This window comes from Gordonia sp. p3-SID1431, assembly GCF_025143765.1.
Classification (GTDB): domain Bacteria; phylum Actinomycetota; class Actinomycetes; order Mycobacteriales; family Mycobacteriaceae; genus Gordonia; species Gordonia hongkongensis.
In genome coordinates, this window is the sequence record NZ_JAMBDT010000001.1 from 67,326 (window position 1) to 94,084 (window position 26,759).

General features: G+C 68.9%; 26 protein-coding genes. 18 read left to right on the plus strand and 8 right to left on the minus strand.

Annotation, left to right across the window (positions count from 1 at the left end):
• Positions 1–44: 44 nt before the first annotated feature.
• Complete coding sequence (locus M4D77_RS00345; protein ID WP_068969835.1) at positions 45–2,492, minus strand: penicillin-binding protein; 2,448 nt, start codon at positions 2,490–2,492, stop codon at positions 45–47.
• A gap of 322 nt (positions 2,493–2,814) precedes the next feature.
• Here M4D77_RS00345 and M4D77_RS00350 point away from each other — a divergent pair, with 322 nt between their 5' ends.
• The gene (locus tag M4D77_RS00350) at positions 2,815–3,123 is read left to right on the plus strand and encodes a WhiB family transcriptional regulator (protein WP_068969834.1); all 309 of its coding nucleotides are present in this window, start codon (positions 2,815–2,817) and stop codon (positions 3,121–3,123) included.
• 179 nt (positions 3,124–3,302) lie between these two features.
• Here the strand turns inward: M4D77_RS00350 and M4D77_RS00355 are convergent, their stop codons facing one another.
• Both M4D77_RS00355 and M4D77_RS00360 read right to left on the minus strand, forming a co-directional pair.
• Positions 3,303–4,397, minus strand: coding sequence for an ArsA family ATPase (locus M4D77_RS00355; protein ID WP_068969833.1), 1,095 nt, complete (start codon positions 4,395–4,397; stop codon positions 3,303–3,305).
• Entirely contained in the window at positions 4,397–5,467 is a 1,071-nt protein-coding gene (locus M4D77_RS00360) for an ArsA-related P-loop ATPase (RefSeq protein ID WP_068969832.1), read from the minus strand. The genes M4D77_RS00355 and M4D77_RS00360 overlap by 1 nt, the downstream gene beginning before the upstream one ends.
• A 43-nt stretch (positions 5,468–5,510) precedes the next feature.
• Between M4D77_RS00360 and M4D77_RS00365 the strand changes: the two genes are divergently transcribed.
• From M4D77_RS00365 to M4D77_RS00400, 8 genes are all read left to right on the plus strand, one after another.
• Complete coding sequence (locus tag M4D77_RS00365) at positions 5,511–5,675, plus strand: DUF4177 domain-containing protein (protein ID WP_004022081.1); 165 nt, start codon at positions 5,511–5,513, stop codon at positions 5,673–5,675.
• A 2-nt stretch (positions 5,676–5,677) separates the two neighbouring features.
• Entirely contained in the window at positions 5,678–6,151 is a 474-nt protein-coding gene (locus tag M4D77_RS00370) for a RidA family protein (protein ID WP_068969831.1), read from the plus strand.
• A gap of 8 nt (positions 6,152–6,159) precedes the next feature.
• Entirely contained in the window at positions 6,160–6,921 is a 762-nt protein-coding gene (locus M4D77_RS00375; protein WP_068969830.1) for a TSUP family transporter, read from the plus strand.
• 187 nt (positions 6,922–7,108) lie between these two features.
• Positions 7,109–8,608 (plus strand): MFS transporter, encoded by a 1,500-nt coding sequence (locus M4D77_RS00380; protein WP_311199281.1) that lies wholly within the window; start codon positions 7,109–7,111, stop codon positions 8,606–8,608.
• Complete coding sequence (locus M4D77_RS00385) at positions 8,605–9,840, plus strand: MFS transporter (RefSeq protein WP_259935297.1); 1,236 nt, start codon at positions 8,605–8,607, stop codon at positions 9,838–9,840. The genes M4D77_RS00380 and M4D77_RS00385 overlap by 4 nt, the downstream gene beginning before the upstream one ends.
• 40 nt (positions 9,841–9,880) lie before the next feature.
• Positions 9,881–10,117, plus strand: coding sequence for a hypothetical protein (locus tag M4D77_RS00390; RefSeq protein WP_058251086.1), 237 nt, complete (start codon positions 9,881–9,883; stop codon positions 10,115–10,117).
• Between the two features lie 77 nt (positions 10,118–10,194).
• Positions 10,195–11,337, plus strand: coding sequence for a flotillin family protein (locus M4D77_RS00395; RefSeq protein ID WP_065630677.1), 1,143 nt, complete (start codon positions 10,195–10,197; stop codon positions 11,335–11,337).
• Between the two features lie 77 nt (positions 11,338–11,414).
• Entirely contained in the window at positions 11,415–12,236 is an 822-nt protein-coding gene (locus M4D77_RS00400) for an MBL fold metallo-hydrolase (RefSeq protein WP_065630678.1), read from the plus strand.
• Between the two features lie 162 nt (positions 12,237–12,398).
• Here M4D77_RS00400 and M4D77_RS00405 read toward each other — a convergent pair whose 3' ends face one another.
• Positions 12,399–13,073: a Crp/Fnr family transcriptional regulator gene (locus M4D77_RS00405; protein WP_004022089.1), complete on the minus strand. Its 675-nt coding sequence runs from the start codon at positions 13,071–13,073 to the stop codon at positions 12,399–12,401.
• Positions 13,074–13,252: 179 nt separating this feature from the next.
• A complete protein-coding gene (locus M4D77_RS00410) occupies positions 13,253–13,516 on the minus strand; it encodes a hypothetical protein (RefSeq protein ID WP_058251089.1) in 264 nt (87 codons plus the stop codon).
• Positions 13,517–13,849: 333 nt separating this feature from the next.
• Between M4D77_RS00410 and nth the strand changes: the two genes are divergently transcribed.
• The 4 genes from nth (at position 13,850) to M4D77_RS00430 (ending at position 17,263) form a co-directional block, all read left to right on the plus strand.
• Positions 13,850–14,539, plus strand: coding sequence for an endonuclease III (nth, locus tag M4D77_RS00415; protein ID WP_249356304.1), 690 nt, complete (start codon positions 13,850–13,852; stop codon positions 14,537–14,539).
• A gap of 80 nt (positions 14,540–14,619) precedes the next feature.
• Entirely contained in the window at positions 14,620–15,240 is a 621-nt protein-coding gene (locus tag M4D77_RS00420) for a TlpA disulfide reductase family protein (protein ID WP_240199209.1), read from the plus strand.
• Positions 15,237–16,073, plus strand: a complete 837-nt coding sequence (locus M4D77_RS00425; protein WP_137808648.1) for a CoA pyrophosphatase — start codon at positions 15,237–15,239, stop codon at positions 16,071–16,073. The genes M4D77_RS00420 and M4D77_RS00425 overlap by 4 nt, the downstream gene beginning before the upstream one ends.
• Positions 16,070–17,263, plus strand: coding sequence for a MarP family serine protease (locus M4D77_RS00430; RefSeq protein WP_065630682.1), 1,194 nt, complete (start codon positions 16,070–16,072; stop codon positions 17,261–17,263). The genes M4D77_RS00425 and M4D77_RS00430 overlap by 4 nt, the downstream gene beginning before the upstream one ends.
• Here M4D77_RS00430 and M4D77_RS00435 read toward each other — a convergent pair.
• From M4D77_RS00435 to acs, 3 genes are all read right to left on the minus strand, one after another.
• Positions 17,178–18,242 carry an alpha/beta fold hydrolase gene (locus M4D77_RS00435; RefSeq protein ID WP_137808647.1) on the minus strand — a complete coding sequence of 355 codons (1,065 nt, stop codon included), beginning with the start codon at positions 18,240–18,242 and terminating at the stop codon, positions 17,178–17,180. The genes M4D77_RS00430 and M4D77_RS00435 overlap by 86 nt on opposite strands.
• A gap of 3 nt (positions 18,243–18,245) precedes the next feature.
• Positions 18,246–18,755: a phage holin family protein gene (locus M4D77_RS00440; RefSeq protein ID WP_165630700.1), complete on the minus strand. Its 510-nt coding sequence runs from the start codon at positions 18,753–18,755 to the stop codon at positions 18,246–18,248.
• Between the two features lie 192 nt (positions 18,756–18,947).
• Positions 18,948–20,888: an acetate--CoA ligase gene (acs, locus tag M4D77_RS00445; RefSeq protein WP_068970209.1), complete on the minus strand. Its 1,941-nt coding sequence runs from the start codon at positions 20,886–20,888 to the stop codon at positions 18,948–18,950.
• 394 nt (positions 20,889–21,282) lie between these two features.
• Between acs and M4D77_RS00450 the strand changes: the two genes are divergently transcribed.
• The 5 genes from M4D77_RS00450 (at position 21,283) to M4D77_RS00470 (ending at position 26,725) form a co-directional block, all read left to right on the plus strand.
• A complete protein-coding gene (locus M4D77_RS00450) occupies positions 21,283–22,038 on the plus strand; it encodes an oxidoreductase (protein ID WP_165630699.1) in 756 nt (251 codons plus the stop codon).
• Between the two features lie 955 nt (positions 22,039–22,993).
• On the plus strand, positions 22,994–24,055 hold the full coding sequence (gene ssd / locus M4D77_RS00455; protein ID WP_065630697.1) for a septum site-determining protein Ssd: 1,062 nt from the start codon (positions 22,994–22,996) through the stop codon (positions 24,053–24,055).
• Positions 24,052–25,260: a TadA family conjugal transfer-associated ATPase gene (locus M4D77_RS00460; protein ID WP_159369934.1), complete on the plus strand. Its 1,209-nt coding sequence runs from the start codon at positions 24,052–24,054 to the stop codon at positions 25,258–25,260. Before ssd ends, M4D77_RS00460 begins: the two co-directional genes overlap by 4 nt.
• The gene (locus M4D77_RS00465) at positions 25,257–26,108 is read left to right on the plus strand and encodes a type II secretion system F family protein (RefSeq protein ID WP_165630698.1); all 852 of its coding nucleotides are present in this window, start codon (positions 25,257–25,259) and stop codon (positions 26,106–26,108) included. Before M4D77_RS00460 ends, M4D77_RS00465 begins: the two co-directional genes overlap by 4 nt.
• A complete protein-coding gene (locus M4D77_RS00470) occupies positions 26,108–26,725 on the plus strand; it encodes a type II secretion system F family protein (RefSeq protein WP_159371800.1) in 618 nt (205 codons plus the stop codon). The genes M4D77_RS00465 and M4D77_RS00470 overlap by 1 nt, the downstream gene beginning before the upstream one ends.
• Positions 26,726–26,759: the final 34 nt, after the last annotated feature.

A 26,759-nucleotide genomic window follows, 5' to 3' on the forward strand; every position in this document is an offset into this window, starting at 1 on the left:
GATCCCGCCCCGGTTTGCGGAGCGGGCCGTACCCACACCGCGGGTCAGCCGGGTAGCTGGATCACCACCGGGCCGACACCGGGCACCACGACGGTGGTCTCGGTGGGGCCGCCCTCGTCACCGTCGGCGCGGCGGCCGTTGCTGACGTAGATCGTCACGGTGCTGCCGGGCATGGCCGAGTCGGACGGTGCGGTGAAGACCACGGTTCCCTGCGGGCGTCCGCTGTCCACGTCGAGCTCGCTGACCTTGAACCCGGCACCCTGCAGGCGGGATGTGGCCTCGCTCGCGGGCAGGCCGCTGACCTGCGGGATGCGGCCCCGGTCGCTGCCGTTCCAGTATTCGCGGTCGATCGGGGGCAGGTTGACGGGGCCGAACTTCGTCGCCACCGGTTTGACGGCCTGGAACCAGGTGCGCGCCGGTTCCATGCCGCCGTAGAGGTCGCCGTCGTAGCAGGAGCGCAGCGGACTGCTGCAAACGCCCTGCGGGTTCGGGCCGTCGCTGTAGACGTACGCGGCGCCGGCGATCTGGTTGGTGAACCCGACGAATGCCGAGGAGCGGTGCGCTTCCGTCGTGCCGGTCTTACCCGACATCGGCAGCGTCCAGCCCGCGGAGCCCGCGGCACCGGCCGCGGTGCCGGCGCCCACGTCGTCCTTGCTCATGGCGTTGGCCAGCGAGTGCGCCAGGCCTTCGTCCACGACCTGCTCGCACGGCGGTGGCGTGAACGGCACCGCGGTCAGGGCGCGCCGGCCGTCCGGTCCCATGACCGGGTTGCCGTACTGGTCCCGCTTGATCTGGCTGATCGACTTGATCGGGTTGGGCGGGCACCAGGTGCCACCCGACGCGATGGTGGCGGCGACGTTGGCGAGCTCGAGGCCGTTGAGCGGCAGCGGGCCGAGGGTGAAGGAGCCGAAGTTCCCGTCCTTGACGTACTGGGCCATGCTCTTCTCGCCGTAACCCGACGACCCGGGGATGGTGTACGAACGCAGGCCCAGGCGGACCGCCATGTCGACCGCCGGTTTGACGCCGACCTGCTGCAGCAGCTTCACGAACGCGGTGTTCGGCGACTGTGCCAGGGCGTTCGTCACCGACATCGACGCCGGGTAGCGGCCGTCGTTCTTGACGCAGTACGCATTGGCGGGACACCCGTTGGCCCCGCCGCTGTTGCCCATGCCCTCGACGGCGATGGACCCGGGGACGGGGATGGTGGAACCGGCGCCGAGACCCTTCTCCATCGCGGCGGCGACGGTGAAGATCTTGAACACCGAGCCGGCACCGTCGCCGACCATCGAGAAGGGTTGCGGCTGCATCGTCTCGCCGCGGTTGAGATCGAGACCGTAGTCGCGGCTCGACGCCATCGAGAGCACGTCGTGCGATTTCTTGCCCGGACGCAGGGTGCTCATCACGTCGGCGACGCCGTCGGCGGTCGGGCTGGCCTGACTCTTCACCGCCCGCACCGTGGACCGCTGGACCTCGGGGTCGAGCGTGGTCTGGATGATGTAGCCGCCGCGCAGGACCGAGTTGCGGGACATGCCGTTCTCGGCCAGGAACTGAAGGGCGTAGTCGCAGAAGAAGCCGTTGTTGTCGGCCGCGATGCAGCCCTGGGTCGGGGTCCGCGGACTCGGGAGCACGCCCAGGGGTGCCTCCTTGGCCGCGACGAGCTCGGCGCGCCGTTCCGGGAAGTTGTCGATCATCGTGTCCAGCACGACGTTCCGGCGCGCGAGGGAGGCTTCGGGGTTCGAGTACGGATTCAGCGCAGAGCTGGACTGCACCATGCCGGCCAGCAACGCGGCCTGCTCGACCCGCAGGTCCTTGGCGGGGATGCCGAAATAGGTCTGCGCGGCGGCCTCGATGCCGTAGGCGTTGTTCCCGAACGGCACGACGTTCAGGTACCGGGTGACGATCTGCTTCTTGGCCTCCTGCTTGGCGGCGGCGTCGTCGAGCCCCTTGTCGCGCTTGGCCTGATCGATGAGGGTCTGCTCGAGGGTGAGCGCCATGCGCACCTCGCGGAGCTTGCGCGCGGGTGTGGTCTCGATCGCGGCCTGGCGGTCGGCCTCGGTCCGTGCGAGGACCAGGAGTTGATAGTTCTTGATGTACTGCTGGTCGAGCGTCGACGCACCCTGCTGGACCTCGCCCGACGACGAGTTCTTCAAAGCGGCACGGATGGTGCCCTTCCAGTCGACGCCGTCGTGTTCCAGGAACCGCCGGTCCTCGACGGAGATGATCGCTCGGATCATGTCGGGGGAGATGTCGTTGTAGCCCACCTGATACCGGTACTGGTCGAACAGCACCGCGATCGGCTTCCCGTCGACGTCGGTCATCGTGGTGACCTCCGGCAACGTGCCGTTGAGCAGTTCGGAGGACACGTTCTCGACAGCGGCCGCCGCTCGGTTGGAGACGACGCCGATTCCGCTGGCCACGGGGTACAGCAGGCCGGCGACGAGAACTCCGGCCAGCAGGCTCGCCCACGCCAGCGACCACAGTTTCTTCGACATCACCCCGACAGGATACGTGCGTTCGTTCCGAACATCGTCCTGCCTCGCCCGCGGCATCGGCGCAGCGTGGTCCCGAGCCGACGGTCGGGGTCCCCGCGGGTCGCCGGGCGGATGCGACGGCGGCCACCGTCCGCGGGCCGTCCGTTCGGGTGAGTTTGCACGGTTGTCCCACTTTGTTCGCTCCAGGGGTTGCGCCCCCAAGCACAGATCCCTAGATTGAGTGCAGAATGTGACTCACTTAACAGTTCGCTGCAAATGTGGCTTGAGCAGCGAGGTCGAGACGTTCTCGCAGCTACGCAGATACGACAGGTAGGGGTGGCGGATGGCGACAGCGGCAGTTTTCAACGAAGAGGATCGCTTGGCGTGGGTTGCTCAGGCGCGTTGTCGAGGGGGAGACCCCGATGATCTGTTCGTGCGGGGCGCGGCCCAGCGCAAGGCCGCCACGATCTGCCGCCACTGCCCGGTGCAGCTCGAATGCGGTGCCGATGCACTCGACAACCGCGTCGAGTTCGGCGTCTGGGGCGGACTGACCGAACGTCAGCGTCGCGCACTCCTCCGCCAGCACCCCGAGGTCACGTCCTGGTCGGCGTTCTTCGCCGCGCAGCGCCGGCGTCATCGCGACGCCGTCTGACCTCTTCTCCGCCGAGCCGTGTCGAGTGGTTTCGACACGGCTCGTCGCACGCTCCTCGCCTGCTCAACCAGCAGGGGGGGGGCTCGGCGCACGCTCCTCGCCTGCAACCAGCGGGAGGCGGCTCGTCGCACGCTCCTCGCCTTCTCAACCAGCGGGGGACGGCTCGTCGCGCTCGGTGATCAGCCGCGGCCGGTGATCTGCTCGGCCACCGCGCGCAGGGCGGTCACATCGGCCACCTCGAACGGCAGCGCCGGGACCCCGACGATCGGCACCCGCGGGTGCGACGCCGTGAACCGTTGCAGCAGATGGAGTTCGCGCTTCCCGGTGGCGGCCCGATCCGCGTGAATCCGGAGTACACCGCGAGCCAGTTCGTCGGTGACCGATTCGAGGGCGACCAGCGCCGCCTCCTCGTGGATCGACGTCAGGTTCGGGTGGGTCCGGTTGAGGATCAGTCCGGCCAGTGGCATCGACTCCTCGGACAGGCGGTCGACGAAGAACGCGGCCTCCCGCAGGGCATCGGCCTCGGCCGCAGCCACCACCGCGAACTGGGTGCCCGGCTGTTTCAGCAGGGCATAGGTCTTCGCGGCGCGGTCCTGGAAGCCGCCGAACATCGAGTCCAGTGACTGCACGAAGGTCGCCACGTCGCGGAGCATCTCGCCGCCGATGATCGTCGAGACACCCCGCATGGCCAGGCTCATCGCGCCGGTCACCATCCGGCCGACGCCGCGACCGCCGCCGACCAGCACCTTCATCAGACGCCCGGACAGGAACGACCCCAACCGCTGCGGGGCGTCGAGGAAGTCCAGTGCGTTGCGCGACGGCGGGGTGTCGACGACGATCAGGTCCCAGTGGTCCTGCTCGAGGAGCTTGCCGAGCTTCTCCATCGCCATGTACTCCTGCGTCCCGGAGAACGACGAGGCGACCGTCTGATAGAAGGCGTTCTGCATGATCGCCTCGGCGCGTTCGGGAGTGGAGTACTCGAGCACCATCTCGTCGAACGTGCGTCGCATGTCGAGCATCATCGCGTCGAGCGTGCCCTTGCCGTCGATCGCGACCGGCTGCGGGTCGTTGGTGAGTTCGGACATCCCGAGCGACTGCGCCAGGCGCCGGGCCGGGTCGATCGTCAGCACGGCCACGGTCCGGCCCTGTTCGGCGGCGTACATCGCCATCGCGGCAGCAGTCGTCGTCTTGCCGACTCCGCCTGCGCCGCAACAGATCACGACGCGGGTCGCGGGGTCGATGAGCACCGCGCCCATCTTGAGGTCGAGTGGCATCACGCACCCGCTTTCTGGAGGAGGTCGGCCAGCTCATAGATCGACCCCAGGTCGACGCCGTCACCGACGGACGGCAGTTCGAGTGTCGGCATCTCCACCTCGTCGAGCTGCGCCTTGGCGATCTGCTGCGCCTGCAGGCGGGTCGCGTGCTCGATCGTCTCGGTGAGCAGGCCGGCCAGGTCCCCGTCGGCGAGCTTGAGTCCGGCGGCGGTGAGGCCGTCCTCGACACGCCCTGCGTCGACCCGACCTTCGGCGATCTCGTCGATCACCTCGGCCGGCAGGTGGGGTTCGCTGACGCGGTTGATGACGAGACTGCCGAGGTTGAGGTTCTTGCCCCGCAGTTCGTCGATCGCCTCGATCGTCTCCTGGATCGGCATCGCCTCGAGGAGCGTCACCAGGTGGATGATCGTCTCCTCCGAGTGGAGCAGGCGGACGACACCTTCGCTCTGGTTGCGGATCGGGCCGGTCTTGGCGAGGTCGGCCATGGCCTGGGTGACGTCGAGGAAATTGCCGATCCGGCCGGTCGGCGGCGCGTCGACGACCACCGCGTCGTACACGCGGTTGCCCTGCTTGTCGGTGTGGATGATGCGCTCTTTGATCTTGCCGGTGAGCAGGACGTCGCGGAGTCCGGGAGCGACGGTCGTCACGAAGTCGATCGCGCCGATCCGCTTCATCGCGCGGCCGGCGAAGCCGAGGTTGTAGAACATGTCGAGGTACTCGAGAAGGGCGTGCTCGATGTCGATGGCCAGCGCGGACACCTCGCCACCGCCCTCGGCGGTCGCGATGCGGGTGTCGGTGGGTGGCAGCGGCGGGATGTCGAAGACCTGCGCGATGCCCTGGCGACCCTCGGTCTCGACGAGGAGGACCTTCTTGCCGTCGGCGGCGAGCGCGAGTGCGAGCGCCGCGGCGATCGTGGTCTTGCCGGTGCCGCCCTTGCCCGTCACGAAGTGCAGGCGAGCGCGCGCGGCGGCCGCCGGCCACTCGTTCTCGCGCGCGACGGAGGAGTTGTCTGTCACGCCGGAATCGAGCGCCTCGCCCGACCCGGATCGTGAGCCCTGTTCGTTGGCCACCGCAACACCTTATCCATTGACCGTCGCCAGATAGGGTGAGTCCATGAGTGAAGTGACCGCGTGGGAATACGTGACCGTGCCGCTGCTGACGCACGCCACGAAGCAGATCCTCGATCAGTGGGGCGCAGACGGTTGGGAACTGGTTTCGGTTCTGCCCGGTCCCACCGGCGAGCAGCACGTCGCTTACCTGAAGCGACCGAAGGGCTGACCATGGCGACCACGTGGACCGATCGTCTGGCCGAACTGGGCATCGAATTCCCGTCGGTGGTGCCACCGGTGGCGAGCTACACCCCGGCCGTGCGCACCGGCAACCTCGTCTACACCTCGGGACAGCTGCCCATCGTCGACGGCGAACTGTCGGCGCGGGGCAAGGTCCACGAGGGCGCCGAAGGCGTCGTTCGGCCGGACGAGGCGACTGCGGCAGCTCGGGTCTGTGCGCTCAATGCCCTCGCCGCGATCCACGCGCTGGTCGGGATCGACTCGGTCGTCCGGGTGGTCAAGGTCGTGGGGTTCGTCTCGTCCGCACCGGGTTTCACCGGGCAGCCGGCGGTGATCAACGGGGCGTCGGACGTCCTCGGTGAGATCTTCGGCGACGCCGGCGTGCACGCCCGGTCCGCTGTCGGGGTCGCCGAACTCCCGCTCGGTGCACCGGTCGAGGTGGAACTGATCGTCGAAGTGGCCTGACGTCTCCGTTGGACGTCGCGCTGCTGATCGCGGCGGCCGCCGCGGCCGGGTGGGTCGACGCCGTGGTCGGCGGCGGTGGCCTCGTGCTGATCCCGGCGATGCTGATCGCCCAGCCGGGGTTGCCGATCGCGACGGCCCTGGGGACCAACAAGCTGGCGGCGGTCTTCGGGACCGCGTCGGCAGCGTGGCGTTACGTGCGGCACGTCCGGATCGATCTTCGTCGCCTGATCCCGGTGCTCGTTGCGGCGCTCGTCTTCTCGGCCCTCGGCGCGACGGTGGCCGTCGTCCTGCCCACCGAGATCTTCACGCCGATCGTGCTGGTCATGCTGGTCGGGGTCGGACTGTTCGTCGCTCTCAATCCCGGCTTCGGGACCGACGCGTCGACGGGACCGCGCTCGCGCGTCTCGACGATCGCGGGTCTGGTGCTGGCCGGTGTCGTCGTGGCCTTCTACGACGGGGTGATGGGTCCTGGGACCGGTACCTTTCTGATCATCAGCCTGACCGCGCTGGTCGGGACGAGTTTCCTGGAGAGCTCGGCGATGGCGAAGGTCATCAACACCGGTACCAACCTCGGCGCCCTCACGGTCTTCGGCCTGCAGGGAAATGTGCTGTGGCTCTTGGGTCTCGGCCTGGCCATCACCAACATCGTCGGCGCCCAGATCGGCTCGCACATGGCGATCGGCCGCGGCAGTTCGTTCGTGCGGTGGGTCCTGCTGGCCGTCGTCGTCGTGATGGTGGGAAAGCTCGGGTACGACCTGATCGTCGGCTGAGGTGGCCGGACTCGGCGGACAGCGCTGTGGAACGGCATCGGCCGAACTATGCTCTCCTCGTCGACCCCGCAGCGGACGGGTCGCGACCCGATCGTCGTAGAGGCGGTGCATCATCAGCGATTCGACGGCTTCCGAGGCCGCGACGCCGCTGTCGGGAAAGCAGCGGGTCCTCGCGCTGCTCCTCGCGATGGCGATGTTCGTTCTCGTCGTGGACACCTCGTTCATGAATGTGTCGATCTCGGCGGTGGTCCGTGATCTGGACACGACCGTGAGCGGTGTGCAGTCGGCGATTGCGCTCGAGGCGTTGGTGTCCGCCGCGTTCATCCTGATCGGGGGCAAGGTCGGGGATCTGATCGGTCGCCGGCGGGCCTACGTGATCGGTTTGCTCGCCTATGCCGTGGGCGCGTCGGCCATGGCGCTCGCACAAGGTCTCACGACGATCATCGTCTTCTGGGCGATCGTCGGCGGGATAGGGGCTTCCCTGCTCCTGCCCGCGATGCAGTCGCTGGTACACGGCAACTTTCACGGCGGCGACCAGAAGCGGGTCTACGCCCTCGTGGGCGCCGCCGCCGCGATCGCGGCCGCCGTCGGCCCGCTCCTGGGCGGTTTCATCACCACATACCTGTCCTGGCGGATCGCCTTCGTCGGTGAGGTCGTCATCATCGCGATCGTGTTGTGCGGCATCGGTTTGGTCCGCGACGTCGAGTACACGGGTCCACGGGGAGTCGACCCCGTCGGTGCTCTGCTCTCGGTGCTGGGAATGGGTGGGATCGTGCTGGGGATCCTCGTCTGGCAGGAGGGCGGTGAGGCCGTCGGCATCCTGCTGGTCCTGGGTGCCGCGGGTCTGGGCGGACTGACCTGGTGGCTGACCCGCCGGCGGCGCGCCGGGCGGCCCACGCTATTGGACCCGGACCTGTTTCGCTCCAAGCCGTTCCGCCTGGGCGTCAGCCAGCAGTTGCTGCAGCAGATCGCTCTCGGCGGCATCATGATCTCGCTGCCGATCTATCTGCAGATGGTCCTCGAGTACGACGCCATGGAGGCCGGGTTGTCCCTGGCGCCCCTGTCGCTCAGCATGTTCGCGGTCGCGCTGGTCGCCGGTCGGCGGACACACACCCGGCCCCCGTCGACGTTGGTGCTCATCGGTTTCGGCTTGCTCACGCTCGGGGTCGCGGTTCTGCTCCCGATCGTGCCGCGGGCGGACTTCGGCTGGGGTCTCGTCGTGCCACTCGTCGTGGCGGGTGCCGGCCTGGGGCTGCTCGTCTCGCAGCTGAACGACTACACGCTCGGGCCGATGAGCGACGAGCGTGTGAGCGAGGCGGCCGGAACCAACTCTGCGGCCGGATCATTCGGTCTGTCCTTCGGACTCGCGAGTGCCGGTGCGATCCTGTTGGCCTCGCTCGCCTTCGGATTCGCGCGCGAGGCAGAGTCCAGCGAGGTCCTGGCGCCCGCGGAACAGCAGCGGGTGGCGCAGGTGCTCGACGACGACGCACAGGTCATGAGCAATACACAACTGACCGAGTTGCTGGCCGGGCAGCCCACGGACGTAAGCGACGAGATCATCCGGATCAACACCGAAGTCCGGCCGGTCGCGCTACAGGTGGCGCTGGTGGTCCCACTCGCTGCGGGTGTTCTCGGCACGATCAATTCGCTGCGGATGCGGAGCAGACCCGGTCGTCCGCGATCATGAGTGAGAACGTCGCTCTGCAACGGCGGACCATCGTCCTGCTGTGCACGGCCCAGATCCTGGCCGGCCTGTCGATGGGCGGAGCCCTGGCGCTTGGGGCGATCCTCGGTGAGGAACTGTCGGGAACGGCGTCCCTCGCCGGCATACCGACGACCGTGGTCACGCTGGGGGCCGCGGCCGCCGGTCTCCCGTTGGCGTCCCTGGCCGCCGGACGCGGGCGGCGTCCCGCGTTGACCACGGGCCTGGTGATCGCCGGGGCCGGTTCGCTGGTCGTGGCCGCCGCCGTCGATCGCGGCTGGTTCGCGTTGATGCTCGTCGGGATGGCCGGGGTGGGGTCGGGCACCGCGGTGAGCCTGCAGGCACGTTTCGCGGCAACGGATCTGTCGTCGGCCGGCACTCGTGGCCGCGACCTCTCGCTCGTGGTGTGGACGACGATGGTCGGCGCGGTGATCGGGCCGGCGGTGGTCCCGATCGGCGCCACCGTCGCCGGGTGGTTCGCGATGGCCGATCTGTCGGGTCCGTTCCTCGTGGGTGCGGTCGGGTGCCTCGGGGCGGCGGCCGGGCTGTTCGTCGGCCTCCGCCCCGACCCGCTGGTCGTGGTGACCTGCGAAACGGACGGGGGTCGTGTCAAAGTGTCGCTGGCCGAGGGGCTCTCGGCGATCACGCACTCGCCGCCGGCGCGGGCCGCGATGGCCGCGGTGGTGTCGGCGCACGCGGTCATGGTCGGGGTGATGGCGCTGACGCCGGTCCACATGCATCACGGGGGCGCCTCGGTGACGCTGGTCGGCCTGTCGATCAGCGCGCACATCGCCGGGATGTACGCGCTCGCACCGGTGATGGGCCTGCTCGCCGACCGGACCGGCCGGATCCCGGTGATCCTCGGCGGTCAGGCGACACTCGTCGTCAGCTGCGTCGTCGGATTCGTCTTCGCGGAATCGCAGACGGGTCTCGTCGTCGCGCTGGTCCTGCTCGGCGTGGGATGGTCGGCGTCGACGGTGGCGGCCTCCACGCTCCTCACCGACAGTGTCGACACCGCGCGACGCGCACCGGCGCAGGGGGTTTCGGACACCGCGATGAGTCTGGCCGGCGCGGCCGCGGGCGCGCTCTCCGGACTCGTCGTCGGGGCCTTCGGCTACGGGGTTCTGGTGCTCGGCGCCGCCGTGATCGCGGTGCTCACGGCGGCCTACGTGGTGCTCGACGGTGTCCGCGACCGACGACGGACCGCCATGGCCTAGGGTTCGACACACGGATCGGGGACACTGGGGAGGCCGTCGGATGGCAGCATCGCAACTCGTCGGGCGTACCGGGACGGTGACGATGTCGATACCGGGCGGCGAACTCCTCGGGGAGATCGAACTGCCGTTGGCCGGCGGAACCGAGCGGTTCCTCGCCCGCGCCGCCGCACCGATCGGGCTCGACGCGCCCGTTCTGGTCATCGCCGAACGTTCCGGCCGAGTCGTCGATGTCGAGCCATGGGTACCGGTCCCCGGCACGGCGAACCGAACCATGTGAACAACCGATCGTCGAAAGGTCCCGGATGCGGCAGGATCTGACGTCGACACATATCGCCTGCCGCTCGAGGAGAGACCATGCTCGGCTACTACGTTCCCGAACCCGATGAGGCGATGCTGATCTCCGGCGCCAAGTCCGACTTCGACGATGCGCCATTCGTGGTCGTCGTCGGGCACGGGAAGTGGGTCATGCCCTTCTTCCGGAAGGTCCGTTTCCTGTCGATGGCGTTGCACGAGGCGACTATCCGAGAGGTCTGTGTGACGACCCAGGGCATCCAACTCAACGTGCGGGCGGTCATCGCCCACAAGGTCGGCAATGACGTGGCGTCGATCGTCAACGCCGGACAGCGCTTCATCTCCGAGCAGGAGAACGAGATGAATCAACTGACCGGACAGATCTTCTCGGGTCACCTGCGTTCCATCGTGGGCTCGATGACCGTCGAGCAGATCATCCGCGAGCGCGACACCCTGGCCCGTCAGGTGCTCGACGCGTCCAAGCGTGAGATGGGATCGATCGGTCTCGTCGTCGACTCGTTCCAGATCCAGTCGATCGACGACATGGATTCCGGTTACATCAACGCGCTGGCTGCCCCGAACATCGCCAAGGTGCAGCGCGAGGCGGCGGTCGAACGTGCTCGCGCCGACCAGGAGTCGGCGAAGGCGCAGCAGGAGTCGCTGCGGAACCAGGCCGACTACGAGCGGGAGACCGCGATCAAGCGGGCTGCGATCAAGGCCGAGACCGACAAGGCCAATGCCGAAGCCGCCCAGGCCGGTCCGCTCGCGCAGGCGCGGGTCAACCAGGAGGTCATCCGCGAACAGTCCGTGCTCGCGCAGGCGCAGGCCGAACTGCGTGAGCAGGAGCTGATCTCCGAAGTGGTGAAACCGGCCGAGGCCGAGGCGTTACGACGACAGATCATCGCCGAGGCGGAGGCCAAGGCGGTCGAGATCCAGTCGGCGGCCGCCGCACAGCACAACCGCATCGCCCTCGATCAGCAGCTCATCGAGGCCCTGCCCACGCTTGTCGGCGAGGTCGCCAAGGGCCTCAGCACCGCGAACCTCACCGTGTACAACGGGGCCGAGGGCGTCAACGAGATCATGACCGGTGTGATCACCCAGGGCGCCGCGCTGCTGCGCAGCCTGCAGGATCAGGTGGCGCCCACGGTGGTGGACGGGTCGGCCAGCGAGCAGTCCGTGAACGGTGCAACGGTCGGCGGGGTCTGACCCGGGGATCGACTCGGCATGGTCGGATCGTCGGGCTTCGCCCGGTTCCTCGCACCGAGTGGATAGGCTCGGGGACCATGAGCTCACCGAACGACGCCGCACCCACGCACCCTGCCTACGGGGTGCTGCGGGAAGTGACCCCCTTCGCGTCGGTCCTGCTGTGCGACAACTCGGGGATGATGGAACTCGACGGCACGAACACCTACGTGCTGCGCGCTCCCGGCAGCGAGGAATGCGTGGTCATCGACCCGGGACCGCCGAAGTACAAACACCACGCCCGGCGCCTCGCCGAATTGCCCGGGGTCGCACTGGTCTTGGTGACCCACCGGCACTTCGACCACACCGGCGGGGTGTCGCGCCTGCACAAGCGCACGGGTGCGCCGGTACGCGCTCGGTTGGAGAAGCACTGCCGCAACGGGGCGCCACTGCGGGATCGTGAGGTGATCGAGGCCGCGGGTCTGCGGATCACGGTGCTGTTCACCCCGGGACATACGGGGGATTCCGTCAGCTTCCTCGTCGAACACGACGGACAACGTGCGGTCCTGACCGGCGACACGATCCTCGGGAGTGGCACGACCGTGCTCGATCCCGCCGACGGCGGGTTGCGCGACTATCTGAACTCGCTGAACCGTCTGATCGTCGAAGGGGAAGGAGCGGCACTGCTCCCGGCGCACGGTCCGGACCATCCCGATCTGGGCCCCGTCGCGCGGTACTACAAGGCGCATCGCGAGGAGCGGATCGACCAGATCGTCGCCGCTCTGGACACGATGGGTGTCTCGGCCCGCGACGCGAAGCCGATGAAGGTGGTGCGCAAGGTGTACTCCGACGTCGACAAGAAGCTGTGGCCCGCCGCGCGGATGTCGGTGAAGGCACAGTTGGAGTATTTGCGCGAGGCCTGACCCTTCGAGGCTCGCTTCGCTCGCACCTCAGGGAGCGGGGAGGAGCAACGCCGCTCGCACCTCAGGGAGCGGGGAGAAGCAACGCCGCTCGCACCTCCGGGAGCGGGGAGAAGCAAAGCCGCCCGCTCCCGGAGGAGCGAGCGGCTTCGTGATGAACTCGAGTCAGCGCGCGCGGCGCGCGAGACGCTCCGAGTCGGCGATGAGCACGCTCTTGCCCTCGAGGCGCAGCCATCCGCGCTGGGCGAAGTCGGCGAGCGCCTTGTTGACGGTCTCGCGCGACGCGCCGACGAGCTGGGCGATCTCTTCCTGGGTCAGGTCGTGGGTGACGCGCAGCGCGCCGCCCTCCTGGGTGCCGAAGCGCTGCGCAAGCTGCAGGAGCTGCTTGGCGACGCGACCGGGCACGTCGGTGAAGATGAGGTCGGCGAGGTTGTTGTTGGTGCGGCGCAAGCGGCGTGCCAGCACGCGCAGCAGCTGCTCGGCGATCTCCGGACGGTCCTTGATCCACGCCTTCAGCGCGTCACGGTCCATCGACACCGCGCGGACCTCGGTGACCGTCGTCGCCGACGAGGTACGGGGGCCGGGATCGAAGATGGAGAGTTCGCCGAACATGTCGGACGGGCCCATGATCGTCAGCAGGTTCTCGCGTCCGTCGGGCGAGCGTCGGCCGACCTTCACCTTGCCGGACATGATGATGTAGAGCCGATCGCCGGGCTCGCCTTCGTGGAAGATCACGTGTCCGCGAGGGAAGTCGACGGGCTGAAGCTGCTTGGTCAGCGCCGCGACGGCGGAGGGCTCGACGCCCTGGAATATGCCCGCCCGCGCCAGTACTTCTTCCACCTAGGGAACCTTTCTCGAATCTCTCTACAGCCCGCGTCAGATCGCGCCGTTGGCTACGCTACCCCGCGCACAAGCATATGTGTTGGATGGGTCACTGGAAGCTCATTGCGGGTGTGTCCGATTGGCGGAGTGTCGACGCGGTGGTCGGGCGGTACGGAAGCGGGGGCGGCGACGGCCGGTCAGCTGGCCCGCTGCGGCGATTCGGTGTGGCCGGACACCGCTGATTCGTGACGGGTGACCCGTCGGTCGCGGAGTTCGTCGAGCGCGGCCGGCATGCCCTCGCGGGCGAGGGTCTGGACGTTCTGGGCGTCGGCCGAGTCGAGGAAGTCCTCCACCTCATCGCGTGAGACCGCCGAGCGGTCGATCCGGGACTGGACCTTGTCCATGCCCATGGCGAACAACATGAGTACAGCCGGGAACAGCAGCGCCGCGAGACCGTGCATGGGGACAAGTAAACACAATCGACCCGCCCGGAACCGCATCGAGAGGGCCGCCGTCATTGACTTGTTACCTGACCGTAGGTTGCGCGTGAGCACGCCGATGTGGCCGTGACCAGCCCTTCTCCCAGGGCGAACACGCGGTTCTGACCTGCGGTGATGTTCCATTCAGGGGGTGTGTGAGAGTGCTTCGCCCCGTGTCGGGGGCCAGCGGAATCGGGCTTCGCCGTGCGCATCGCTAACCTGAATCAGGTGAGCGCACGCAAGTCTGCGGCCGCGGGACCGACCCCGGCACGCAAGCAGGAGACCCATCTCGGATTGGTCCGGCGCGCTCGGCGGATGAATCGGACCCTCCAGGTCGCCTTCCCGCACGTGTACTGCGAACTCGACTTCACCGACCCGCTCGAGCTCTCGGTGGCGACGATCCTGTCGGCGCAGTGCACCGATGTGCGTGTGAACATGACCACCCCCGCGCTGTTCGCCAGGTATCGGACGGCCGCGGACTATGCCGGGGCGGACCGCACCGAGCTCGAGGAGATGATCCGTCCCACCGGCTTCTATCGGAACAAGGCGAACTCGATCATCGGACTCGGGCAGGCGCTCGTCGAGCGGTTCGACGGGGAGGTCCCGGACAATCTGAAGGATCTGGTGTCGCTGCCCGGGTTCGGGCGCAAGACCGCGAACGTGGTGCTGGGCAACGCGTTCGGTGTGCCCGGCATCACCGTCGACACCCACTTCGGCCGCCTGGTCCGGCGCTGGCAGTGGACCGAGGAGACCGATTCGGTGAAGGTCGAGCACGCGGTCGGCGAGCTGATCGAGCGGCGGGAGTGGACGGACCTGTCGCACCGGGTGATCTTCCACGGCCGACGGGTGTGTCATGCGCGCAAGCCGGCGTGTGGGGTGTGCGTCCTCGCCAAGGACTGTCCGTCGGTGGGCACCGGACCGATGGACAAGACCGAGGCCGCGGCCCTGGTGAAGGGGCCGGAGACCGAGCATCTCCTCGCGCTGGCCGGGATCGCGGCCCCGTGAGCGAACCAAGCGGCCCGGCGTCGCCCCGGGGTTCTCGTTTCCCGCCCGCCGCGCGATGGACCGTGGTCTTCGTGGTCGTGATGATCGCGCTGATCGTGGCGATCTGGCCGCGCGGGGACGATCCGTCGCCGATGTCGAGCGCACCGCCCTCGTCGAGTGGAGTCCGCCCGATCGATGCGCCGGTGGACGAGGCGCGTCTGGCGGAGGCGCGCAGCACCGCCGACCTGCCGGACTGCCCGGTCACCGGACTGCCGGAGTCGCCGGACTCCGTCCTCGACGGCGTCGTCGAACCCTGCTTGAGTACCGGAGCGCCCTACGACCTCGGTGCCTCGACGGCCGGCCGGCCGCTCGTCATCAACGTCTGGGCGCAGTGGTGCGGTCCGTGCAAGACCGAGCTGCCCTACTTCGAGGAGTTCGCCGCGCGGGCCGGCGACCGGGTCACCGTGCTGGCCCTGCACGCCAAGGAAGGCGGTAGCAACCCGTTCTTCCCGCTGACGCTGCTCACCGAGATCGGAGTCCGCTTGCCGTCCGTGCTCGACCTCGACGGAAAGGTGGCCGCGGCCATCAACGCGCCCAGGGTGTTCCCCTCGACCGTCTTTCTTCGACCCGACGGCACGGTTGCCGAGGTCTATCCCGGTGTCTTCGACAGTCCGGAGGAGATCGCCGATTCGGTGGCCGAGCATCTGGGCGTGCGGATATGAGCGGGCGTTCGCGCGCCGATGCGGGACCGCTGGTCCCGAGGGACGAGATCCCGCCGTGGCTGCGGGCGTTGACCGACGATGTCAGCGCCGTCAGGAAAAGCGTCGACAACCGCGGCGGGGATCGATCGCGCTGGGCGTCGATGTTGCCGACCAACTCCCGGTCGGCGGCCGTTCTGATCCTGTTCTCGGGTTCGTGGGAGTCGGCCGACGATCATCCCGGCGGGGTGCCGGCCGACGCCGAGGTCCTGCTGACCGAGCGCGCTCCCACACTTCGCCAGCACAGCGGGCAGGTCGCGTTCCCCGGGGGCGCGGCCGATCCCGGCGACGACTTCCCGGTGGGCACCGCGCTGCGCGAGGCGGCGGAGGAGACCGGCCTCGACGCATCCGGGGTGACGATCCTCGCGACCCTGCCGAGCTTTCCCGTCGGGGTCTCGGGCTTCGACGTCGTCCCGGTGATCGGTTACTGGCACCGCCCGAGCGAGGTGCGCGTCGTCGACCAGGGCGAGACCGCGCGCGTGGACCGGATCAAACTGCGCGAGTTGCTGAACCCGGACAACCGGTTCCAGGTCCGCCGCAAGGCGGTCGGCATCGTCTACAAGGGGCCCGCGTTCTTCGTCGAACAGCTGCTCGTCTGGGGATTCACGGGTGGGCTCATCGCCGCCATCAGCGAGGTGTCCGGCTGGGACCGTCCGTGGGACTCCGCCGACGTTCGTTCGTTGGAGAAGATGATCGAGCTCGCCGGGAGCCGGCAGGAATCCGGGTTCGCGGAGCTGCACCCGGACGACCGCGACGTGGTCGACGCCGGTAACGCCGAGCCCGGAGGTACCCGATGACCGGCTCGACGTGGGTCGACATCATCGTGATCGGCATAGCCCTGCTCGCGGCGGCCAGCGGGTACCGGTCGGGTGCGGTCGCCTCGGCCCTGGCGTTCATCGGAGTCGCACTCGGCGCCGTAGCCGGTCTGCTGCTCGCGCCCCGCCTGATCGAGCAGTTCGACGATCTGCAGGTGCGGGTGCTCGCCGGGATTCTGGTGCTGGTCGTGCTCGTGGTCGTCGGCGAGGTGGCCGGCATGGTTCTGGGACGTGCGGCTCGCGGTGGCATCCGGTCGCCCGGGCTGCGCGCCGTCGACAGCGGAGTCGGCTCGCTCTTGCAGGTGGTCGCGGTGTTGCTGGCCGCGGGCCTGCTGGCGATCCCGCTGCGCGAGTCCGCCGACCCGGCGATCGCCGGGGCGGTTCGGGACTCGAAGGTGCTCACCGGGGTCGACGCGGTGTCGCCGCAGTGGGTCGACGACATCCCGGACGACTTCAAGGCGCTCCTGGACAGTTCGGGACTCCCGAAGCTCCCGTTCGTCAGCACCCCGTCGACGAACGTCGACCCTCCCGATCAGGCGCTGGCCGAACTGCCGGTGGTGACGCAGGCGCGTCCCAGCGTGGTGAAGATCGAAGGCGTGGCACCGAGCTGCCGGCAGGCTCTCGAGGGGAGCGGGTTCGTCGTCTCTCCGGAGCGCGTCATGACGAACGCGCACGTGGTCGCGGGCACCGAACGGCTGGAGGTCCAGACCTCGACGGGGGCGCAGCTCCCGGCGCGCGTCGTGCTCTTCGACAGCGAGAACGACATCGCGGTTCTCGACGTCCCGGGCCTCCGGGCGCCGGCCCTGCGGTTCGCCTCACGCCCCGCGTCGACCGGGGACGACGCCATCGCACTCGGTTTCCCCGAGGCCGGACCGTTCTACGTGAGCCCGCTGCGGGTGCGTGCGGTCTTCGCCCACACCGGTGACGACATCTACCGGACCGGGCAGGTGACCCGTGAGGTCTACGCCGTCCGTGGTCTGATCCGGCAGGGCAATTCGGGTGGACCGCTGCTGAATTCGGACGGCGAGGTGCTCGGTGTGGTCTTCGGTGCGGCCGAGAATGCCGCCGACGAGACCGGTTTCGTGCTCACCGCCCGTCAGGTGCGCTCCGACTTCGACGAATCCGAGCGACGAAGCGAGCGGGTGAGTACGCAACGTTGCGTCCTCGCCTGACCTTGCGGGCCGAGCGGCGCGCGCCGTCGGCCGTGGGTGCGGGTTCGTGGCGTAGGAACTCGAGGATGTGCTCGGTCACCGCGGCCGGTTGTTCTTGATGGACGAAGTGGCCGCTGCCCTCGACCTGCCGATACGTCTGGTGCGCGGCCCATCGGTGACTGTCGGCCATCGCGTCGTCGAGGATGTACGGGTCGTCGCGGCCCCGCAGGGCCAGCACGGGGAGATGCAGCCGCTGGTCCATCAGTTCCATGAAGCGGGCGCCGTCGGGTCGGAACTGCGAACGGAACGCCCAGCGCCGGTACTCCAGGCTGCAGTGCGCGACGTTGGGGATCAGCATGGCCGACCGGTTGAGTTCGACGGTGTGCGCGTAGTCGGGTTCACCGCGCCATGGAGCCGACGACCGTTCCGCGAAGTAGTCGGACACGAAGGCCGCGTCGTCGCGGGTGACCTGCCGTTCACCGAGGCGGGGGATCTGGTTGCGCAGGAACAGAGGTAGGAACTGTGTGCGTTGTGCCTTGTCGCGCAACACGCGTCGACGCAGGGCGCGGGGGTGCGGGGACGCGATGACGACGATCCGATCGACGACGCGTGGGTGCAGCGTGGCGGTCGCCCAGCAGACCAGGCCGCCGTCGGAGTGTCCGATCAGGGTGGCCCGGGTGTGTCCGAGCGCGCGGACGAGGCCGTTGGTGTCGCCGGCCAGGGTCCAGCCGTCGTAGCCGCGCGGCGGTTTGTCGGTGTCGCCGTAGCCGCGGAGGTCGACGGCGACGGCGCGGAAGCCGGCGTCGGTGAGCGCGGTCAGCTGATGTCGCCAGCTCCACCAGAACTCCCCGAAACCGTGCAGCAGCAGTACCAGCGGGCGGTCATCGGCGGGAACGCCGGCGGGCTGGACGGCGTGGAAACGGACTCCGTTGGCGCGGACGTCGAGATGCTCCCAATCACCCGGGAGACGAACGGTCGAGGGGTCGGGCTCCTCGCTCACGGATCACCCTTCGCGGGCGGGCGGGATTCTCGGGTGCGTGGTGGTGTCGTGCGCCGCGGCCCGGTGGGGCAGGACGGTCGGCAGCTCGTTGACCGTCTCGATCGTCTTCGCGGGTCCGCGCACGCGTTTGAAGAACAGGTATCCGACGAACGCGGCGATCAGCGTGACCGCCACCAGGATGAGGAACACGATGAGGAACGCCAGCCAGCGCCAGACCCACTCGTCGAGCAGTTCGGCGAGGAAGAAAAAGAAGAAGAAGCTCGCGTAGAGCGCCATCACACCGGCGACGATGAGCAGCCCGGTGCCCGCGCCGGCCTTCTTGGCCTCGGTGACCAGCTCGGCCTTGGCGAGCGCGACCTCAGATCGGAACAGGGTGGAGACACTGGCGGTCGCGTCCTTGACCAGGCTTCCGATCGTCGGCTCGCCGTTGCGGCCGGCGTTGGCGTCGGAGAGCGGGATCGACGGGACGGAGTCCCGGCCCGCGTCGGGCAGGCCGTGCTCGTTGGGGCTCACAGAATCCTCCGTTGTTCGGCTGATGGCCATATGTTGCCATGCGCGGGCGGTCCGGGTGGCGAGCCACCCGTCGAATGGGGTGGCGAGCCACCCGTCGAATGGGGTGGCGAGCCACCCGTCGAATGGAGTGGCGCGAAGACGGGCAGGGCCTGCCGACCTCAGGTCGGCAGGCCCTGGAGAACTCGAACGGCCTCAGGCCTTCTTCGCGCGGATCGCTTCGAAGACCGAGGGGTCGACGAGGGTGGAGGTGTCGCCGAGTTCGCGGCCTTCGGCGACGTCCTTGAGCAGGCGGCGCATGATCTTGCCCGAGCGTGTCTTGGGCAGTTCGGGGACGACGTTGATCTCGCGGGGTTTGGCGATCGGCGAGATCTCCACCGACACCTGCTGGCGCAGTTCGGCGATCAGCTGGTCGCCGGTGTTCTCCACGCCCTCGCGCAGGATGACGAAGGCGACGATGCCCTGGCCGGTGGTCTCGTCGGCGGCGCCGATGACCGCGGCTTCGGCGACTCCGGAGTGCCCGACGAGCGCGGACTCGACCTCGGCGGTGGAGATGCGGTGGCCGGAGACGTTCATGACGTCGTCGACGCGTCCGAGGACCCAGAGTGCGTGGTCCTCGTCGTAGCGGGCGCCGTCGCCGGCGAAGTACCAGCCCTGCTCGGCGAAACGTGACCAGTACGTGTCGCGGAAACGCTCGTCGTCGCCCCAGATCCCGCGCAGCATCGACGGCCACGGCTGGTCGAGCACGAGGTAGCCCTGCTCACCGGCGCCGACCGGGTTGCCCTGGTCGTCGACGATGTTGGCGCTGATACCGGGCAGGGGCTTCATCGCCGATCCCGGCTTGGTCGCGGTCACGCCGGGCAGCGGCGAGATCATGATGGCGCCGGTCTCGGTCTGCCACCAGGTGTCGACGATGGGCGCGGAGTTGCCGCCGATGACCTCGCGGTACCACTTCCAGGCCTCGGGGTTGATCGGTTCGCCGACGCTGCCGAGCAGCCGGATGCTGGACAGGTCGTGGGCGTCGGGAATCTCCCGTCCCCACTTCATGAAGGTGCGGATCAGGGTCGGCGCGATGTAGTAGATGGTGACGCCGTACTTCTGGATGATCTCGAAGTGGCGGTGTTCGTTGGGGGAGTTGGGGGTTCCCTCGTAGACGACCTCGGTCGCGCCGTTGGAGAGCGGACCGTAGACGAGGTAGGAGTGGCCGGTCACCCAGCCGATGTCGGCGCCACACCAGAAGACATCGCGGCCTTCTTTGTGGTCGAAGACGTAGTGGAACGTGTAGCTGACCTGGGTGAGGTAACCGCCGGAGGAGTGGACGATGCCCTTGGGCTTGCCGGTGGTGCCCGAGGTGTAGAGCAGGAAGAGTGGGTGTTCGGCATCGAAGGCCTCGGCGTCGTGGGTGTCCGACTGTTCGTCGACGGTGTCTTCCCACCACACGTCGCGGCCTTCGACCCAGTTCAGGTCGGGGTCGTGGTTGGTACGACGCACGACGAGGACCTTCTCCACGGATTCCGCCGCGTCGTCGCCGGTGCCGAGCGCCTCGTCGACCTGGGTCTTCAACGGCGCCGGCTGGCCACGGCGGTACTGCCCGTCGGTGGTGATGACGAGCTTGGCCTCGGCGTCGTCGACGCGGGAGCGCAGCGCTCCGGAGGAGAAGCCGGCGAAGACCACGGAGTGGGTGAGGCCGAGGCGGGCGCAGGCGAGCATCGAGATCAGGGCCTCGGGGACCATCGGCATGTAGATGGCGACACGATCACCGGCGACCAGCCCGATGGACGAGAAGTAATTGGCGGCCTTGCTGACCTCGGCGAGCAGCTGGCTGTAGGTGAGGTCGCGGGTGTCGCCGGGTTCACCGACCCAGTGGATGGCGACCCGATCGCCCTTGCCTGCGGCGACGTGCCGATCCACGCAGTTGACCGCGACGTTGAGCTTGCCACCGACGAACCACTTGGCGAACGGGGCGTCGGACCAGTCGAGGGTGGTGGTGAATTCGGTGGCCCAGTCCAGCCGCCGGGCCTGCTCGGCCCAGAACTCGAGGCGATCGGCATCGGCCTGGTCATACATCTCGGCGGTGCCGTTGGCCTGGGCGACGAACTCGTCGGAGGGAGGAAATGCCTGGACGGTGGAGGACATCGGTGACAAGGGCCTTTCGCTGTCGACGGCGGTCACCCAACAGTAGGGTGACCTGGCGTCAGAACGGGCAATCAGTGTGAGCGTAGTCACGTCGCGGTCTAGGCTGGAACCGTCCGGTATGTGAGCGCGGCCGATTGGCGACGAACGGCGGGTAAGCGGCGACGAGCGGTCGCGATGGTCTCTGGACCGCACCGACGTCGGGAGCGATGCGCTTCGGTCAGTCAACTGACGAACGTCACGGACAATTACAGGTGCGGAATTTCTGAAACGGTGACTAACAATGGATCATCGGTATCTATTCGGTTGTCGCCGCGGGTGTTCGAATCGGTAGCCCTGATCGACCGAACCGAGGGCGACCTGGTGAGCGGTCCGCGGCCGCAACTATCGTCGGTTCGTGACCACCGACCCACTGTTGCCCCTGCTGGAGCTGCCCGGCGTCGCCGCCGCCGCCGATCGAGCACGGGATGCCCTGTCCGCAGTGCACCGGCACCCCGCCAACCTGCGGGGATGGGACAAGACCGCCACCGAGGCGTCGTGGCGGGCGGGCCGGTCCTCGGCCGCGATCGACGGCGGAAGTGTCGAGCTCCGACGCGATGGCGACTTCGACGACCCGATCCTCGCCGGCGCGATGCGGGTGTCGCAGGCCCTCGACGGCGATTCTCTGCTCACACTCACCTCGGTGATCCGCCGAGCACCCGCACAGGCGCTGGCGAGGTTGCACACCCTCGCCGCCGCCGACCTCGTCGACGACCCGGAAGATCTCGGGCGGCCCCGAAGTGGGACGGATGTCGCCGAACGTCTCAACTTGTTGGGGCAGTTGACAACCGGCGCCACCTCGGTCCCGGCGCCGGTGCTCGTGGCGGTGGTGCACGGCGAGCTGCTGGCGGTGAACGCCTTCCCCGCTGCCAACGGTGTCGTCGCCCGTGCCGCGTCCCGGCTCGTCGGCGCCGCGACCGGGCTGGACCCGCACTGCCTCGGCGTGCCGGAGGTGACCTGGTTCAAGCGGGTAGGCGAGTACCGCACGTTGGCGACGAACTTCGGGGCGGGTACCGAGTCGGGCCTGCGGGACTGGATCATCTTCTGCTGCGAGGCTCTGGAAGCCGGTGCGGCCGAGGCGAAGTCGATTGCGGACGCGGCCCGGTCGGGTTAGTCTCGCGAGGTCTCGAACCCGGCCCGGACAGCACTGCGGGCGGCCGCCGGCGTCGTAAACGACGCGGTTGCCGCCCGCGTAGCACGGACTCAAGTTACCAAGCGTGCTTGGTGGGTTGTGGTCACCGCCTCGGCGATTGATCGCGAGTCGGGATTACTGACCGTCCACGTGCTGCCAGCTGTGGGCCATTCCTCTCGGGCCTGGCGCCTCACGAGAGGAAGGCGGTGGCGCATCGAGTGGTGGCGGTCGGTCGTCCTGACTGTGATGTCGCAGGCGCACAACACTTTTGCCATATGCGGCGTGCTCCGCGTGGGTGCTTGCCGCCCGTGCTGGGAAGTGCTCGGCGTGGGGGTCCGTTCCTTCTCTTCCGGATCGAACTTGGCCTTCCGAGATTCCGTAACCACTGTTCTACACCGTGACGCCGATCACATCAAGCGTTCGGCGTCGGAATGTTGAACAACTTGCGGATGGCGACGAATAACTCTGTGACGCAGCATCTTCGACGGAATTTGCCGGCGGTTCGGGGGTGGTGGGTGTCCGGTCAGGGCATTCGGCGGCCTCGAGCGGGAACGTTGCAAAGACGTTGCGCGATTCGCGGACCTGAATCGCGATTCCCGAATAGGCGCCCGGAACGGGCGTCGCATTCGATCTCCTGGTTACTCCGCAGTAGAACGGACATTAGTGAATAGGATTGTTGTGCTTGCAAATAATCCAAACCCGTGTGTATAGTCATCGGTACCCGGTTCTCATACCGGTGCGTTTCAGCCCGACCCCCCGGGGCTGAAACGTGACGACCCCGGCCTCCTCCCCCCCTGGCCGGGGTTGTCCTCTGTCTGGGGTCTGTTGTATCCCGAGACCCCGCCGGTTGCGCGAGTTTGTCCACAGCCTTCGTCGCCATCCCCAACCGCCCGCGATCCCGCCCGTCGGAACGCTCATCTGCCGGATGATCGGCCGCATGCCCGATGAACTCCTGGTTCTCGTAGACCCCGACCTCCACGACGACGTCGCACGCTGCGCCGCCGCAGCCGGATACCACGTGCTCAGCGCGCCGGCGGACGACTGCCGTCGCGAATGGCTGACCGCCCGGGCCGTCGCGGCCGACCCGTCCGCGATCGCCGTTCTCGCCCGGGTGCGCCCACCTCGGCGACCCGGTCTCGTACTGGTGAGTGCGACCGAACCGGGAGCACACATCTGGCGGATGGCGATGGAACTGGGTATCGAGGACGCGTCGACGCTCCCGGCCGACGAAGGACGCCTCGTCCGGGTACTGACGGAGTGCCGGGTGCCCAGACGCCGACCTGCGGGGGTCGTGGCGCTCATCGGTGCTCACGGTGGTGCCGGGGCGTCGACCCTGGCCGCGGCGGTTGCGCTGACGTCGGCAGGTGCCGAGTCGCCCACGCTTCTGCTCGACCTCGACGACATGGGCGCCGGAGCCGATCTCCTGCTGGGCATCGAGCGCCGCCGCGGGCTGCGGTGGCAGGATCTCTCGCTCGACGGCGGCGTCGTCGGCGGTACGGCGCTCCACCAGGCGCTGCCGAACGCGGGCGAGGGCCTGGCGGTGTTGACCTCACAACGCCTGCCGAGCGCCGGGTTGAGTGTCGACGCGGTCACCGCGGTCATCGACGCCGGGCACACTCATGGTGATCTCGTCGTGCTCGACCTGCCCAGGTCCGACGCGCCGGTGGTGCGCGCCGCGATCGCGTCGTCCGATGTCGTGGTGGTGGTGACCACACTCACCGTCGGCGGATGCGCCGCGGCTCGACGCATCGTCGACCGTGTCGTCGGTGACGAGGTGGCCGTCGAGCTGGTGGTGCGCGGCCCGTCGCCCGGCGGGTTGCGTCCGCAACAGGTCGCGGATGCCATCGGACTCCCACTGCTCGCCGCCTATCGGCCGGAGCCCCGTCTCGCGGGGCGGCTGGAGGGTGGTCCGTTGCGGTTGCGGCCTCGCAGTCCGCTCGGACGCGCGGCGCACACCGTGCACGCCAGGGTCGCCGAGCGCCGCCAGCGTGCGTCGTGACCCAGGCGCGAATCGACGGACCGGCCGACGAGGCGCTGTTGGACCGGGTTCGCTCGCGACTGGCCGCCGACGCGGCCGACCCGAGTCCGGCCGTCATCGCCGACGCGATCCGGGCAGAGGCCGGGGGAGTGCTGGGTGACACCGACCTGCTCGCCGCCCTCCGTTTCCTGCAGACCGAGCTGACCGGGGCGGGCAAGCTCGAGCAACTCCTCGCCGAACCCGACATCGCCGACATCCTGGTCGCCGGTCCCGACGAGGTCTGGGTCGACCGCGGCTCCGGACTCGAGCAGACGACGATCCGCTTCCCGGACGAGGCGTCGGTACGCCGCCTCGCGGGGCGGCTGGCCCTGGGCGCCGGGCGGCGGCTCGACGACGCCCAGCCCTGGGTCGACGGGCAGCTGTCGAACGTCGGTCGGCGCGGCTACACCGTGCGGCTGCACGCGATCATCCCACCGCTTGCCGCGGACGGGACATGTATCTCCTTGCGGGTCCTGCGTTCGGCGTCCAAGGATCTGCCCAGCCTCGTCGAGAGCGGCGCGATCCCGTCCGAGGTGGTGCCGATCATCGAGGACATCCTCCGGAACCGCCTGGCATTCCTGGTGATCGGCGGTACCGGGACCGGCAAGACGACCCTGCTCAACGCATTGATCGGAGCGATGGATCCGCGCGAGCGGGTCGTCTGCGTCGAAGATGCGCTCGAACTGGCCCCGCGCCATCCGCAGGTGGTGAGGTTGGTCGCGCGCGCGTCGAATGTCGAAGGCGTGGGCGAGGTGCCGGTGCGGACCCTGGTCCGTCAGGCACTTCGGATGAGACCCGACCGGATCATCGTCGGAGAGGTTCGCGGCGGTGAGGTCATCGACCTCCTCACCGCGCTGAACACCGGGCACGACGGGAGTGCCGGCACGGTCCACGCGAACTCGACGTCGGAGGTGCCGGCGCGGATGGAGGCCCTCGCCGCCCTCGGAGGCATGGCCCGCGACGCTCTTCACAGTCAGCTGGGTGCCGCACTGCAGGTGGTGCTAGGCGTGGCGCGCAACGCGGGCGGGACCCGCGGACTCGCCGAGATCGGGGTCGTCCGGCGTGACGACGCCGGACGCGTGACGATCGTGCCGATCTGGTTGCGGAACAGCGGTTTCACGGCGGAGCGCGATCACTTCGACCGGTTGGTCGCCGGGCGTGGGCCGGTGTCGGGGGACCGACGATGATGTCGACGCCGGTCGCCGCCGCGCTGGTCCTGGGAGCCGTCGGAATCGCGGTGCCGCTGTCGGCCGCGCCGCGAGCGAGAAGCCGACTCCAGACGGTGTCCGAACAACCCCGCCCCGCCCGGAGATCGGCACCGGCCGTGCTGATCCCGATGACGGTCCCGTTCGGGGCGCTCCTGGTCGGCGGGTTGCCGGCCGCCGTCGCTGCCGCGATCGTCGTGACGGTCGTGCTGTGGGTACGTCGGCGGCGGTCGGCGGAGAAGCGCCTCGACCGCCAGTCGGATGACTTGCTCCTGGGGCTGTCGCTGATGATCGCCGAACTGTCGGTGGGTGCGCCACCGGTCCGGGCCTGTGAGGTCGCGGTCGCCGAACTCCGTCGTCGCGAGCCCCATGACCCGGCCACCGGAGCGGAGATCGCGAACGGGTTGGAGTCGATGGCGTTCCGGGCCGCCCTGGGCGGGTCGGTGATCGACCCGGTGTCCGGGGCCGGCCTGGCGGGCAGGGTCTCGGGCGAGGCGTCCTGGCGTCGTATCGGCGTGGCCTGGCAGATCGCCGAGGACCGCGGCCTGCCGATGGTCGACCTGCTCGGTGCGGTGCGTTCGGATCTTCAGGCGCGGCGTGGCTTCGCGGATCGGACGCGAGCCGGACTGTCGGGACCGCGGGCGACGGCAGCGGTCCTCGCCGGTCTGCCATTACTCGGGATCGCCCTGGGTCAGGCGACCGGTGCGGGTCCGATCCAGGTCCTCCTCGGCGGTGGCCTGGGAGGGATCCTGCTGGTGGTCGGGTGTGCTCTGGTCGCGGCGGGGATCGGCTGGTCCGAGCGCATCACCGGCAAGGTGCTGGCACGTTGATGTCCGGCGGCCTCACCGGTACAGCGTGTTCGGCGGTGCTGCTCGCGGCCGCGCTGTGGATCTGGCCCGCGCCGCGCTGGCTGCTCTATCGGGTGACCGATCCGCCGCCGCCCGATCGCACGCCGCGGTGGCTCGGTGCCGGCCCTTCCGCCGACGACCCGTTCGCGGTCGCGGCGGCCTTCGATCTGTTCGCGGTGTGCCTACGCGCCGGTCTGCCGGTGGGGACCGCGGCCTCGGTGGTCGCCGAACGCGCGCCGGCGTCGATGGCGGCGCCCCTCGCTCATGTCGCCGACCTGCTGCAGCTGGGCGCCGATCCGGACGCGGCATGGTCGGCCCTGCTCGACGGACCGGACGGCGAGACGTCGGACGACCATCTCGATGCACTCGCCGCGATGGCGCGCCGGTCGGCGCGGGCCGGCTCGTCGCTGGCCGGCGGCCTCGCCGAACTCGCCGACGATGTTCGACGCCGGGCGCACGACGACGCACTCGCCGCCGCCGAACGGGCCGGTGTCGCGATCAGCGGCCCGCTCGGACTGTGCTTCCTGCCCGCGTTCATCTGTCTCGGGATCGTCCCGGTCGTCGTCGGGCTCGCCTCGTCGGTTCTGGGTTCGATCTGACGTGCTTGTCGGTGCGACGACGCAGAATGTTCTC

Coding starts and splice junctions, on each gene's coding strand:
- M4D77_RS00345 (WP_068969835.1), bottom strand. CDS start 2,492: ATGTCGAAGAAACTGTGGTCGCTGGCGTGGGCGAGCCTGCTGGCCGGA.
- M4D77_RS00350 (WP_068969834.1), top strand. CDS start 2,815: ATGGCGACAGCGGCAGTTTTCAACGAAGAGGATCGCTTGGCGTGGGTT.
- M4D77_RS00355 (WP_068969833.1), bottom strand. CDS start 4,397: ATGCCACTCGACCTCAAGATGGGCGCGGTGCTCATCGACCCCGCGACC.
- M4D77_RS00365 (WP_004022081.1), top strand. CDS start 5,511: ATGAGTGAAGTGACCGCGTGGGAATACGTGACCGTGCCGCTGCTGACG.
- M4D77_RS00370 (WP_068969831.1), top strand. CDS start 5,678: ATGGCGACCACGTGGACCGATCGTCTGGCCGAACTGGGCATCGAATTC.
- M4D77_RS00380 (WP_311199281.1), top strand. CDS start 7,109: ATGGCGATGTTCGTTCTCGTCGTGGACACCTCGTTCATGAATGTGTCG.
- M4D77_RS00385 (WP_259935297.1), top strand. CDS start 8,605: ATGAGTGAGAACGTCGCTCTGCAACGGCGGACCATCGTCCTGCTGTGC.
- M4D77_RS00390 (WP_058251086.1), top strand. CDS start 9,881: ATGGCAGCATCGCAACTCGTCGGGCGTACCGGGACGGTGACGATGTCG.
- M4D77_RS00395 (WP_065630677.1), top strand. CDS start 10,195: ATGCTCGGCTACTACGTTCCCGAACCCGATGAGGCGATGCTGATCTCC.
- M4D77_RS00400 (WP_065630678.1), top strand. CDS start 11,415: ATGAGCTCACCGAACGACGCCGCACCCACGCACCCTGCCTACGGGGTG.
- M4D77_RS00410 (WP_058251089.1), bottom strand. CDS start 13,516: ATGCACGGTCTCGCGGCGCTGCTGTTCCCGGCTGTACTCATGTTGTTC.
- nth (WP_249356304.1), top strand. CDS start 13,850: ATGAATCGGACCCTCCAGGTCGCCTTCCCGCACGTGTACTGCGAACTC.
- M4D77_RS00420 (WP_240199209.1), top strand. CDS start 14,620: ATGATCGCGCTGATCGTGGCGATCTGGCCGCGCGGGGACGATCCGTCG.
- M4D77_RS00425 (WP_137808648.1), top strand. CDS start 15,237: ATGAGCGGGCGTTCGCGCGCCGATGCGGGACCGCTGGTCCCGAGGGAC.
- M4D77_RS00430 (WP_065630682.1), top strand. CDS start 16,070: ATGACCGGCTCGACGTGGGTCGACATCATCGTGATCGGCATAGCCCTG.
- acs (WP_068970209.1), bottom strand. CDS start 20,888: ATGTCCTCCACCGTCCAGGCATTTCCTCCCTCCGACGAGTTCGTCGCC.
- ssd (WP_065630697.1), top strand. CDS start 22,994: ATGCCCGATGAACTCCTGGTTCTCGTAGACCCCGACCTCCACGACGAC.
- M4D77_RS00465 (WP_165630698.1), top strand. CDS start 25,257: ATGATGTCGACGCCGGTCGCCGCCGCGCTGGTCCTGGGAGCCGTCGGA.
- M4D77_RS00470 (WP_159371800.1), top strand. CDS start 26,108: ATGTCCGGCGGCCTCACCGGTACAGCGTGTTCGGCGGTGCTGCTCGCG.